Source organism: Kitasatospora sp. NPDC056531 (genome assembly GCF_042794375.1).
In the GTDB taxonomy this organism is placed as follows: domain Bacteria; phylum Actinomycetota; class Actinomycetes; order Streptomycetales; family Streptomycetaceae; genus Kitasatospora.
Window position 1 is genome coordinate 86,783 of sequence record NZ_JBHTTU010000016.1, and the last position, 11,892, is coordinate 98,674.

General features: G+C 70.6%; 11 protein-coding genes. 4 read left to right on the top strand and 7 right to left on the bottom strand.

Annotated elements, in window-relative coordinates:
• Nucleotides 1–184: 184 nt before the first annotated feature.
• The 5 genes from ACFQ87_RS17150 to ACFQ87_RS17170 form a co-directional block, all read right to left on the bottom strand.
• Nucleotides 185–700, bottom strand: coding sequence for a MarR family winged helix-turn-helix transcriptional regulator (locus ACFQ87_RS17150; RefSeq protein ID WP_380611576.1), 516 nt, complete (start codon nucleotides 698–700; stop codon nucleotides 185–187).
• 40 nt (nucleotides 701–740) lie between these two features.
• Complete coding sequence (locus tag ACFQ87_RS17155; RefSeq protein ID WP_380611608.1) at nucleotides 741–1,541, bottom strand: AIM24 family protein; 801 nt, start codon at nucleotides 1,539–1,541, stop codon at nucleotides 741–743.
• 203 nt (nucleotides 1,542–1,744) lie between these two features.
• Nucleotides 1,745–2,395, bottom strand: a complete 651-nt coding sequence (locus ACFQ87_RS17160) for an AIM24 family protein (protein ID WP_380611577.1) — start codon at nucleotides 2,393–2,395, stop codon at nucleotides 1,745–1,747.
• Nucleotides 2,395–3,033: an AIM24 family protein gene (locus ACFQ87_RS17165; protein ID WP_380611578.1), complete on the bottom strand. Its 639-nt coding sequence runs from the start codon at nucleotides 3,031–3,033 to the stop codon at nucleotides 2,395–2,397. The genes ACFQ87_RS17160 and ACFQ87_RS17165 overlap by 1 nt, the downstream gene beginning before the upstream one ends.
• 80 nt (nucleotides 3,034–3,113) lie before the next feature.
• The gene (locus tag ACFQ87_RS17170) at nucleotides 3,114–3,917 is read right to left on the bottom strand and encodes a DUF2127 domain-containing protein (protein ID WP_380611579.1); all 804 of its coding nucleotides are present in this window, start codon (nucleotides 3,915–3,917) and stop codon (nucleotides 3,114–3,116) included.
• A 246-nt stretch (nucleotides 3,918–4,163) separates the two neighbouring features.
• Between ACFQ87_RS17170 and ACFQ87_RS17175 the strand changes: the two genes are divergently transcribed.
• On the top strand, nucleotides 4,164–4,475 hold the full coding sequence (locus tag ACFQ87_RS17175) for a DUF3817 domain-containing protein (RefSeq protein WP_380611580.1): 312 nt from the start codon (nucleotides 4,164–4,166) through the stop codon (nucleotides 4,473–4,475).
• Nucleotides 4,476–4,576: 101 nt separating this feature from the next.
• On the opposite strand, the gene ACFQ87_RS17180 is transcribed toward ACFQ87_RS17175, so the two are convergent.
• Together ACFQ87_RS17180 and ACFQ87_RS17185 are read right to left on the bottom strand one after the other, a co-directional pair.
• Nucleotides 4,577–6,205, bottom strand: coding sequence for a M4 family metallopeptidase (locus tag ACFQ87_RS17180; protein WP_380611581.1), 1,629 nt, complete (start codon nucleotides 6,203–6,205; stop codon nucleotides 4,577–4,579).
• 435 nt (nucleotides 6,206–6,640) lie between these two features.
• Entirely contained in the window at nucleotides 6,641–8,278 is a 1,638-nt protein-coding gene (locus ACFQ87_RS17185) for a M4 family metallopeptidase (protein ID WP_380611582.1), read from the bottom strand.
• 498 nt (nucleotides 8,279–8,776) lie between these two features.
• Between ACFQ87_RS17185 and ACFQ87_RS17190 the strand changes: the two genes are divergently transcribed.
• The 3 genes from ACFQ87_RS17190 (at nucleotide 8,777) to ACFQ87_RS17200 (ending at nucleotide 11,598) form a co-directional block, all read left to right on the top strand.
• Complete coding sequence (locus tag ACFQ87_RS17190; protein ID WP_380611583.1) at nucleotides 8,777–9,313, top strand: MarR family winged helix-turn-helix transcriptional regulator; 537 nt, start codon at nucleotides 8,777–8,779, stop codon at nucleotides 9,311–9,313.
• Nucleotides 9,314–9,389: 76 nt separating this feature from the next.
• Nucleotides 9,390–9,731, top strand: coding sequence for a DUF3817 domain-containing protein (locus tag ACFQ87_RS17195; protein WP_380611584.1), 342 nt, complete (start codon nucleotides 9,390–9,392; stop codon nucleotides 9,729–9,731).
• 181 nt (nucleotides 9,732–9,912) lie between these two features.
• Entirely contained in the window at nucleotides 9,913–11,598 is a 1,686-nt protein-coding gene (locus tag ACFQ87_RS17200; protein WP_380611585.1) for a methylmalonyl-CoA mutase, read from the top strand.
• Nucleotides 11,599–11,892: the final 294 nt, after the last annotated feature.

The following is an 11,892-nucleotide window of genomic DNA, read 5'->3' on the forward strand; positions in this document are numbered from 1 at the left end:
GTTGACCTGGGAGGGGGGGGGAGCGGGTTGTTTTCCGTCCCCCCCTGGGGCCCCCCCCCCCCCCCCTTTTTTTTCCCTCCCCTTTTTCGGCCCGGCCAACGCCCCCGACGGCATTGTCCGGCCTTCCCGCGTGGGAAGTCGGCCTGGCCGCCTTCCCACGCGGAACGAGGGCTCTCCCGGTGGGCTAGGAGCGGCCGCGGAGGCCGCGGAGGTGTTCGGCGACGGGGGCGAGGGCCTCGTACATGGCGTCGAGCTGCTCGGGGGTGAAGCGGTCGATGAAGTGGGCCCGGACGCTGCGTACGTGGTCCGGGGCGACTCGCTGCATGGTCTCCCAGCCCTGCTCGGTGAGGTGGGCGTAGAGGCCGCGGCGGTCGCCGGGGCACTCCTGACGCAGGACCAGGCCGGCGTTCTCCATCCGGGTGATCTGGTGGGAGAGCCGGCTCTTCGACTGGAGGGTGGCGGTCGCGAGGTCGGTCATCCGCATCCGGTGGTCGGGGGCCTCGGAGAGGACGACCAGGATCTCGTAGTCGTTGATGGCCAGATTGTGGGGTTGGAGTTCGCGGCTGAGCTGGTACTCCAGCAGCTTGGCGACCTCCAGATGGGCGCGCCACATCCGCTGCTCCCTGACGGTCAGCCAGGGAGCCTCCTCCTCTGGTTGCGACGGAGGGGTGTCCGCAGTGTCGATCGTGTGCGCATCCATGGGATCCAGCATAGCCGACTTAGTTCAATCTTGTACAAGTTTACAGGCCGAAACGCCGTCCGAGTTCGCCCAGGTTACCGAGGCCGGGCGCGTTGTGGTTGCCGCCGGCGTGGGCCTGCTGGGGCGGCACCCCGCCGACCGGTACGCCCGCCTCGGCGTCCACCACGCCCACCGACCGCTCGGCCAGCAGCTTCTCGCTGGACTGGATCAGCACCTGCCCGGCACCGATGAACTCGAACTGGTGCTCCTCGCCGGAGACGCCGCCGATGCCGGTCAGTCGCCGCAGGCCGCCGACCACCCCGTGCAGGTACTCGTGGTCGTAGTGGTGGCACGGCGCCGGACAGTCCGCCCAGCCGACCAGCGCCTGCGGGTCCACCCGGATCGGCGGCTCGACGAAGTGCACCGGCCCGTTGGAGGCGGCGACGAAGCGGCCGGTGCCGATCAGGGTCAGGAAGCCCGGGATGATCGACTGCTTGAGCCGCAGCGTCGGGTCGAAGGCGAGCAGGTTGCCGGAGCGCACGGTCAGGTTGCCGTCGTCCAGGTCGTAGGAGTTGAGGTCGAAGGCGCGGTCGGCCAGCAACAGCTTGCCGGCGCCCTGGGCGACCACCCAGTCCGCCGCGTGCAGCGGGGAGTTGAAGTGCTGCCCGAGCACCCGGTCGACCATCCCGGCGCCGACGCCGCGGAAGGTGATGTCGCCGTAGTAGGCGACCATCTTGCCCTTCTGCAGGAAGTAGGAGCCGTTCAGGTCGACCGCGAAGGCGTACGGGTTGACGTTGTCGTTGGCCGGCAGGGTGTGCGCGTCGTACACCACCGGGCCCTCGTCGCCGTGGGTGGTCGGCAGCGGGGCCTGCGGGCCGCCGAACTGCTCCTGGGCATAGGCCTGTTGGGGCTGTCGGGGCGGCTGCTGCGGGTAGCCGGGCGGCGGGGGCGGCGGGTAGCCCTGCGGCGGGCCGTAGTTCGGCGCCACCGGCGGCACCGCGAAGCCCGGCTGGGTCGGCTGGTCGTGCGGCGACTGCCCGTACGGCGGCTGCGGGGGGTGGGACATCAGAGCTTCTCCTCGCTCGCCTGGACGTACACCGCGCCCTGCCCGGACAGTTCCAGCTGGAACGCCTCGCCCGACCCGCGGCCGATCATCTCGCGCCAGCCGATCGCCGTGGACAGCTTGTTGCGCACCTCGCCGCGGTGCGCCACGTAGGCCTGCGGGTCGACGTGCACCGGCTGGCCCGGGGTGATCGGCAGCTCGAAGACCCCGCCGTGGGCCATCACCGCGACCGAGCCGTGGCCCTCCAGCCGGGTGGTGAACAAGCCCTGCCCGCTGACCTGGCCCCGGACCATGCCCATCACCCCGCCCTGCGAGCCGAGGAACACGGTGGACTGCCGCAGCGTGCCCTCGAAGGCGAGCAGCCGGTCCGCCTCGACGAACAGGGTGTCGCCGACCAGGTCGATCACCTGGACGTGGTGGCCGCCGTGGCCGAACATCACCCGGCCCTGGCCCTCGACGGTCATCAGCGGGGTGTCCTCGTTGGCGACCCGGCGTCCGATCATCGACATCACCCCGCCCTGGCCGCCGGTGATGTTCGGGGTGAACCGGACGTCGCCGGTGTACGCGATCATCGCGCCGCGCTGGCTGAACAGCGGCTGACCGGGCACCACCCGGGCCTCGACCAGCTTGCCGTTGATCCGGGTGAAGCCCATCAGACGTCACCCCCGAGGGTGACCTTCTCCGAGGGCTGGACGTACACCAGGCCCTCGCCGGTGAACTCGACCTGGACGGCCTCGCCGCCGCCCTCGCCGATCACCGTGGTCCAGCCCGCGCCGGACTTGAGGCTGCGGTGCAGGCTGCCGGTGTGCGCGAGGTACGCGCCCGGGTCGACCCGCAGCGGCATGTCCTTGCCGACCCGCAGGATGACGGCGGGCCCGTTGGAGGTGACGGCGGCCCAGCCGTGCCCCTCCACCTTGGTGGTGAAGAGGCCGTTGCCGGAGGAGACGCCGTTCAGCCCGGTGAAGGTGGTGCCGGTGTGCAGGCCGGCCTCGGTGCACAGGAGGTTGTCCGACTCGACGTAGAGCGTCTCGCCGAACAGCTGGACAAGGTTGATCTCGGTGGCCTTGTCGGCGAAGTAGCAGGTGCCCTGCCCCTTCACCTCCATGACGGTCATCCGCTCGCCGGTGAGTCTGCGGGCGACCATGCCGCGCAGTCCGTCCCCGCCGCCGGTCAGTTTCTTGAAGGTCATCTGGCCGGTGTAGGCGACCATCGAGCCGTGCCGGGCCTTGACGGCGTCGCCGGCCAACTCGACGGCGAGCACCCGCGAGCCCTGGAGTCTGAACTGTGCCACGGCCGCAATCTAGCTTTTGCGGCCGTGGCCGGGCGAGAGGGCGGGGACGAACTGGTACGGGCCTGGGACAAATGCGCGAGTCAGGACCGCGCGTGCGCCCCGTGGCCGTGGCCGGGGTGGGGGACGGTGCCGGCCGCCTCCTCGACCTCCAGCAGCGAGGCCGAGTGGCGCTCCGCCTCGAAGGCGACCGCGCCGCCGCGCAGGCCGAACAGGCGCTTGGAGAGCATGATCCACAGCACCGCGGCGATGTTCAGGGCCAGCGTGCAGATCTTCACCGCGCTGACGTGCTCGTGCAGCTCGTAGCCCTCCAGCGGCAGGAAGGCGGCGGTGGCGACCACGGTCAGGTACTCGGCCCAGCGCTTGCCCAGCCAGAGGCCGACCGCCTCGACGATCTCGATCAGCGCGTAGGCCACCAGCGCGCCCGCGACGATCACCAGGGTCTTCTTCTGGTACCCGAAGGTCTTGCGGATCGTCTCGACGACCGGGGCGTTGTTGATGTCCCAGTGGAAGTGGTCGGCGACCGGCTTGAAGACCGTGAGGTCCTCGTCGAAGACCCGCTGCACCGCCTCCTGACTGTTGGAGAACTTCCAGACGCCCCAGGCGATCAGGATGATGATGACGCCGCGCAGCACCCGCTCGATGGCGAGGAAGCGCAGGATGAAGACGTCCCGCAGCGCCTTGCCGCGCGGTACCAGCGGGGCGTTCGCGGCCGGGCCGGAGCCGTGCGGGGCGCCGAGCGCGAAGTCGCCGCAGCGCAGGCAGCGCCAGGCGTCGCCCACGGCGGTGGCGGCGTGCAGCCGGGAGGCCAGCTCGGGCTCGGTCGGCGCGTAGGTGATGTGCCCGCGCTTGGCGCAGGTCCTGCGGTCCCAGTCCCGCTTGAACATGGTGTGGCTACCCCCGTGTGCGATGCCGTGAGCGCCCGGATCGGTGGGCGCGCGGGCAAGAGGATAGGGGGTACGGGCGACGCCGTGCTGCGTCCGGCCGGGTTCTGGCGCGTGGCTGTGACATCGGGCACGGTGGCCACCCCCGACCCGGGGCTCGGACATGTGCTCGGTGATAATGGCCGGAAGGCTTGTGAGTCGCTTCACAAGCGTGCCCACGCCTCCGACCCCCGTATTGAGGTATCCAACGTGAACAGCAGCGCCGTCCACCGCCTGCGCCTGGTCTCCGCCCCCGAGGGGATCTCCTTCGTCCTGCTGCTGATCTGCACGGCGCTGAAGTACACCACCAGCTTCAACGCCGTCCCGGTGCTCGGCCCCGTCCACGGGACCCTGTTCATCCTGTACGTGGTGTTCTGGATCCAGGCCTGGCAGGCGCAGAAGTGGGACGCCAAACGCGGCGTCCTGCTGTTCGTGCTCTCGGTGCTGCCGTTCGGCGGCGTCTACGCCGAGCGGACCCTCGCCCAGGAGGAGCGCGGCGAGCTGCAGCCCGCCACCGCCTGATCCTGCTCTCGTGGACGGTCGACAGGCTGCCACGGCCTCCTCTCCCAAAGGGCCGCGGCAGCCTGTCGCCGTTTCTTACCGGGAGTGGTCCGGGACGGTGCCTAGCTGACGTTCACCCCGTTCCAGGCCGCGGCCACCGCCTTGTACTCGGTGCCGGTCGCGCCGTAGAGGTCGGAGGCGGCCTTCAGGGTCGCGGTGCGGGCGGCCTTGTAGTTGGTGGTGGAGGTGAAGTAGGTGGTCAGCGCCCGGTACCAGATCGCGGCCGCCTTGTCCCGCCCGATGCCGGTCACCTTCGCGCCGTTCGAGGTCGGGCTGTTGTAGCTGTAGCCGTTGATGCTCTTGGCGCCGCTGCCCTCGGCGAGCAGGTAGAAGAAGTGGTTGGCGACGCCGGACGAGTAGTGCACGTCCAGGTTGCCGACGCCGGAGTACCAGGAGTCCGCGGACTTGCCGTCCAGGGAGGGCTTGTCCATGTACCGCAGCGGCTTGCCGTTGCCGAAGAGGTTGAGCTTCTCGCCGATCCAGTAGTTCGGCGGGTTCGCCGGCAGGTTGGCGTACCACTCGACCATGGTGCCGAAGATGTCCGAGGTGGCCTCGTTGAGGCCGCCGGACTCGCCGGAGTAGATCAGTCCGGCGGTGGCGGAGGTGACGCCGTGGGTCATCTCGTGGCCCGAGACGTCGATGGCGGTCAGCGGGTGGGTGTTGCCGGAGCCGTCGCCGTACGTCATGCAGAAGCAGGAGTCGTTCCAGAACGCGTTGACGTAGTTGGAGCCGTAGTGCACCCGGCTGGTGGCGCCGACACCGTTGTTCTTGATGCCGTTGCGGTTGAACGTCTTCTTGTAGAAGTCCCAGGTGGCGGCCGCGCCGAACTGGGCGTCCACTCCCGCGGACTGGCGGTTGGAGGCCAGGCCGTTGCCCCAGCTGTTGCTGGTGCTGGTGAAGAGCGAACCGCTGCCCGAGGTGGCGCCCTTGAGGTCGGTGGTGGACTGGTTGCCGCGGGTGGCGTCCTTGAGCGAGTAGGTCGAGCCGCTCTGGGCGGTGGTCAGCGGTACGGTGCCGACGTTGACGCCCTTGCCGGTGCCGGTCGCGGTCTGGAACTCCTCGTCGGTGGAGAGCAGTTCGCCGGTCGCCGCGTCGGTGACCACCTGCTGGCTGCTCGGGGTGCCGTCGGCCCGCTCGCCGCGCACCACCGTGCGGTGGGCCAGCCGCGGGTTTCCGTCGGCCGCCCAGACCACCAGCTCGGCCGCGCCGGCGCCGTCCACCCGGCTGAGCGCCGGCTCGTCCTCGTCGGCGGCCAGGCCCACGGTCGACCGCACCGCGTCGGTGGCCCGCTCGGCCGCCTGGCCGGCGGCCAGGCCCGGGGTGGTGGTGGGCAGCGCCAGCCGGCCGGTGAAGGCGCGGTCCACCGAGCTCACCGAGCCGTCCGGGCGCTGGTGGACGACCAGGTCGCCGCCGATCACCGGCAGGCCGGCGTAGGTCCGCTCGTAGCGCAGGTGCCGGGTGCCGTCGGCGTCCACCAGGGCGTCCTTGGCCACCAGCTGCTCCTGGCCGTCGAGGCCCAACTGCACTGCGAGCTGGGAACCTTGGGCGGCGGCGAGGGCGAGCGGCGCGGTCGACACCCGGTCGGGCGCGGGGGCGGCGGCCTGGGCGGCGGGGAGGGCGGCGATCTGGACGACGCCGGCCAGCAGGGCGGTGGCGGAGAGTACGGCCGGGAGGGTCAGCTTTCGCTTCACGTGTGGGGTTCCTTCCACGAGACCCGCGCTTTCCTGCGGGTGCGCCGCGTACCGGGGCGCCGGGGTTGGCGCCGTTGGGGCGGTAGGGCGCGGACGTGCTGCTGCCGCACGGCTTCTGACGGGCCGCCTGCTGGGTGGGGGAGGCGGTCGTCGGACGGGAGCTTGGTCAGAAGCATGACAATTCATGGCAGGGAAGGACAGAGCGCCGCCGGGGATTGGCCAGGAGTCGCCAGCGCCGGTACGGATGGTTCGGCTGCCGCCCATTGCCCGGAATCCGCGGTTCGTCCCGCTGGCGGGACCCCGCCAGCCGGTCGGCCTTGACAGCCTCCGGGGCCGGCGGAGTCCCGGGCTCGGCGTCCCGGGCGCGGGCATGGGCGGACGCCCGGGGCCTGCCCTCCAACGAGGCCCGGGCGTCCGCTCGCCGTACGCCGTACGTCAGTTGACGTTCACGGCGCTCCACGCGGTGGCGACCGCGTTGTACTCGGCACTGGTCGCCCCGTACAGATCCGCAGCGGCCTTCAGGGTGCCGGTGCGGGCGCCCGCGTAGTCGGTGGTGGAGGTGAAGTAGGTGGTCAGCGCGCGGTACCAGATCTGCGCGGCCTTGTCCCGGCCGATGCCGGTGACCGTCGAGCCGTTCGAGGTCGGGCTGTTGTAGCTGAAGCCGTTGATGGTCTTCGCGCCGCTGCCCTCGGACAGCAGGTAGAAGAAGTGGTTCGCCACGCCCGATGAGTAGTGGACGTCGAGGCTGCCGACGCCGGAGGACCAGGAGTCGGCCGAGGAGCCGTCCTTGCTGGGCTTGTCCATGTAGCGCAGCGGGGTGCCGTTGCCGTTCAGGTTGATCAGCTCGCCGATCCAGTAGTTCGGCGGGTTGGAGGGCAGGTTGGCGTAGAACTCGACCATCGTGCCGAGGATGTCCGAGGTGGCCTCGTTGAGGCCGCCGGACTCGCCCGAGTAGTTGAGGCCGGCGGTGGCGGAGGTGACGCCGTGGGTCATCTCGTGGCCGGCCACGTCGATCTCGGTGAGCGGGTGGGTGTTGCTCGCGCCATCGCCGTACGACATGCAGAAGCAGGTGTCGCTCCAGAACGCGTTGACGTAGTTGGAGCCGTAGTGGACCCGGCTGGTGGCGCCGATGCCGTTGTTCTTGATGCCGTTGCGGCCGAAGGTGTTCTTGTAGAAGTCCCAGGTGGCCGCCGCGCCGTACTGGGCGTCCACTGCCGCGGACTCGCCGTTGGAGACGGTGCCGTCGCCCCAGGTGTTGCTGCTCTTGCTGTACAGCGTGCCCGAACCGGAGGTGCGGTTCTTCATGTTGACGGTGGACTGGTTGCCCCGGGTGGCGTCCTTGAGCGAGAAGGTGCTGCTGGACTGGGTGGTGGTCAGCGGGACGGTCCCGACGAAGACGCCCTTGCCGGTGCCGGCGGCGGTCTGCACCTGCTCGTGGGTGGACAGCACCTGGCCGGTGGCGGCGTCGGTGACCAGCAGCTGGCTGCTCGGGGTGCCGTCGGCGCGCTCGCCCTCGACCGTGGTCCGGTAGGCCAGGCGCGGGTTGCCGTCGGTGGCCCAGACCACCAGCTCGGCCTTGCCGGTCTGGTGCACGGCGGTCATCGGGGACTCGTCCTTGTCGGCGGCGATGCCGATGGTGGCCTGCACCGCGCCGGTGGCCTGGGCGGCGGCCTTGTCCGCCGGGATCTGCGGGGTCAGGCTCGGCAGGCTCAGCTGCGCGGCGACGGCCTTGTCGACCGACTTCACCGCACCGTCGGACTCCTGGTGGACGACCAGGTCGCCGCCGATCACCGGCAGACCGGCGTAGGTGCGCTCGAAGCGCAGGTGCCGGGTGCCGTCCTTGTCGACCACGGCGTCCTTGGCGACCAGTTGCTCCTGGCCGCCGAGGGCGAGTGTCTTCGCCAGCGGGCCGGCCTGGCCGCCCGCCAGGGCGAGCGCGGCGGCGTGCTGCTCGGCGGCCTGCGCCGGCGGGGCGGGCGTCGGACTGGCCTGGGCGGCGGCGCCCGCCTGGACGATGCCGGTGAGCAGGGCGGTGGCGGAGAGTACGGCGACTGCGGCGAGCTTTCGCTTCACGGACGAGTCCTTCCGGGAAACCGCGTGTGGGCGCGGTCGCGCCTCGTCCCGGGGGCCGGGGTCGGCACCTGAGGGGCGGAAACGGGCGCTGACGTGCGAGGACCCCGAACGGTCGTGCGGCTGCCACCGGTTGGGTGGGGGTGGTGGCGGTCGGACGGGGTTGGCGGAAAGCATGACAATCGAGCAAATCAAATGACAGGTCTTGTTCATGAATTGGCCAAGTCTCGCCAAGGCGAGGGATTGTGAACGAATGGACAAAAGGGGTGAACCGCCCCGCCGTTCAGCGGGTTACCGTCCGAACAGAGGCCTGATAGTGGGCCGTTGGCCTGATCGGACGTCAACTCGGCTTCCCCTGTGGTCTGTTGCGGTGCGTTCACGTCGGTGCAATGTCCAGGTATGGACCTGGCCGTCCGATTGGCGGGATCCCGCCACTCGTCGCGCTTGTCCACCATCAGGACAGCTGGTAGCACACGTCCCGTCCGCCGGTACGGTAAGGAGGTGGCCAAGCCCCTCGCACTCGACTTCGACCCGATCGCCCGCGCCGACGAACTGTGGGCCCGTCGCTGGGGCACCGTGCCCTCGATGGCGGCGATCACCTCGATCATGCGCGCCCACCAGATCCTGCTCTCCAGGGTCGACGCGGTGCTCAAGCCGTACGGGCTGACCTTCGCCCGGTACGAGGCATTGGTGCTGCTGACCTTCAGCCGGACCGGCGAGCTCTCGCTGTCCAAGATCGGCGAGCGGCTGATGGTCCACCCGACCAGCGTCACCAACACCGTCGACCGGCTGGAGCGGGCCGGCCTGGTCGCCCGCCGCCCCAACCCGCTGGACGGCCGCGGCGTGCTCGCCTCGATCACCCGGCGCGGCCGCGAGGTGGTCGAGGGGGCCACCCGGGAGCTCATGGCGATGGAGTTCGGACTGGAGGAGTACGGCCCCGAGCAGTGCCGCCAGGTGTTCGAACTGCTCAAGCCGCTGCGGATCGCGGCCGGGGACTTCGCCGAGCCGGACGAGGGGGCTGCGAAGGAGCGGCCGTGAGGACGGCTACCCTCGTGGGAGCGGTGCGCGGATCCGGGCGTACCGGCCGGAACTGCCGAGCGAGGCGAGGAAGAGTATGAAGGCGACCCCCCTGCTGGGCTGGTACCGCGGCCTGGCCATTGCGACCGGTGTGGCCCTGCTGGTGTTCTGCGGCTTCATGGTGGCGAAGTACGGCTTCAGCACCGCCCAGGACGTGACCACCTACGTCGCGATGCTGCACGGCTACCTGTACATCGGGTACTTCATCGTGACCTTCCTGCTCGGGCAGAAGCTGAAGTGGCCGCTGGGCCGACTGGTGCTGACCCTGGCGGCGGGCTGCATCCCCTTCCTCTCCTTCGTCTTCGAGCGCAAGGTGGCCCGCGAGGCCGCCGAGAAGCTCCCGGCGGGCGACGGCGCCCGCCAGCCGGCCGGCGTCTGAGCCGAGCCGACCGCGCGAAACAGCGCCCCTTCCCCGAGCGGGGGAGGGGCGCCGTCGTTTTCCGGGTTCGCGTCGAACGGGTATCCATCGACAACTACTAGGACGTCCGAGTAAATTAGTAGGACGTCCTAATAGCTTGCCGCCCGGTGCCGTGGCGGCCGTACGGAGCGGAGTTCGGCCCATGGACGCCGAGGAGATCGAGCGCGGACGGCAGCGCTGGCAGCAGCGGTACGACAAGGCCCGCAAGCGGGACGCGGACTTCACCACCCTCTCCGGTGACGAGGTCGAGCCGGTGTACGGCCCCGCCCCCGGGCAGGCCGTCGAGGGCTTCGAGCGGATCGGCTGGCCGGGCGAGTACCCGTTCACCCGCGGGCTGCACCCCACCGGCTACCGGGGCCGCACCTGGACCATCCGCCAGTTCGCCGGCTTCGGCAACGCGCAGCAGACCAACGAGCGCTACCGGATGATCCTGGACGCGGGCGGCGGCGGCCTGTCGGTCGCCTTCGACATGCCCACCCTGATGGGCTACGACTCGGACGACCCGAAGTCGCTCGGCGAGGTCGGCCACTGCGGCGTGGCCATCGACTCGGCCGCCGACATGGAGGTGCTGTTCAACGGCATCCCGCTCGGCGAGGTCACCACCTCGATGACGATCAGCGGCCCGGCCGTCCCGATCTTCTGCATGTACCTGGTCGCCGCCGAGCGCCAGGGCGTGGACCCGGCGGTGCTCAACGGCACCCTGCAGACGGACATCTTCAAGGAGTACATCGCCCAGAAGGAGTGGCTCTTCGCCCCCGAGCCGCACCTGCGCCTGATCGGCGACCTGATGGAGCACTGCGCCCAGGGCATCCCCGCGTACAAGCCGCTGTCCGTCTCCGGCTACCACATCCGCGAGGCCGGGGCGACGGCCGCGCAGGAGCTGGCGTACACCCTCGCGGACGGCTTCGCGTACGTCGAGCTGGGCCTGTCCCGCGGCCTGGACGTGGACGTCTTCGCGCCCGGCCTGTCCTTCTTCTTCGACGCGCACCTGGACTTCTTCGAGGAGATCGCCAAGTTCCGCGCCGCCCGCCGGATCTGGGCCCGCTGGATGCGCGACCGCTTCGGCGCCAAGACCGACAAGGCGCAGTGGCTGCGCTTCCACACCCAGACCGCCGGCGTCTCGCTCACCGCGCAGCAGCCGTACAACAACGTGGTGCGCACCGCCGTCGAGGCGCTCTCCGCGGTGCTGGGCGGCACCAACTCGCTGCACACCAACGCGCTGGACGAGACCCTGGCGCTGCCCTCCGAGCAGGCCGCCGAGATCGCGCTGCGCACCCAGCAGGTGCTGATGGAGGAGACCGGCGTCACCAACGTGGCCGACCCGCTGGGCGGTTCCTGGTACGTCGAGGCGCTGACCGACCGGATCGAGCAGCAGGCCGAGGCGATCTTCCAGCGGATCCTCGACAAGGGGCGCGAGGACCACGAGATCGGCCCGATCACCTCCGGCATCCTGCGCGGGATCGAGGAGGGCTGGTTCACCGGCGAGATCGCCGAGGCGGCCTTCCAGTACCAGCAGGCGGTGGAGAAGGGCGAGAAGCGCGTGGTCGGCGTCAACTGCCACCCGCGCAGCGTCACCCCCGACCTGGAGATCCTGCGGGTCAGCCACGAGGTCGAGCGCGAGCAGGTGCGGGTGCTGGGCGAGCGCAAGGCGGCCCGGGACGACGCGGCGGTGCGGGCCGGGCTGGACGCCATGCTGGCGGCGGCGCGCTCGGGCGAGTCGATGATCCCGCCGATGCTGGACGCGGTGCGCGCCGAGGCGACGCTCGGTGAGATCTGCAACGCGCTGCGGCAGGAGTGGGGGACGTACCAGGAGAACGCGGCGTTCTGATCGTCCTGGTCGGGGGGTGAGCCGGTGAAGCCGCCGTACGGGGTTCCGTCGCTTCGCGCCGGATCAGCTGGACGCGAGCTACGCGGCCCTGGCCCCTGCCAACTCTGGCCGGGGCCGCCACCAGGCAGGGCCGAGCGGTGAGGCCCCTTTGCCTCACCGTCCGTCGGGGGTTTGGGGTGGGGGAAAGGGGGGGGGAAGAGGCCGGGGTTCTGTTTCGGAGGGCAGGTGCTTTTGGGGGAAACACAACCCCCCCCCCCCCCCTCCCCCCCCCCCCCCCTTCTGGGAAGGGGAGGA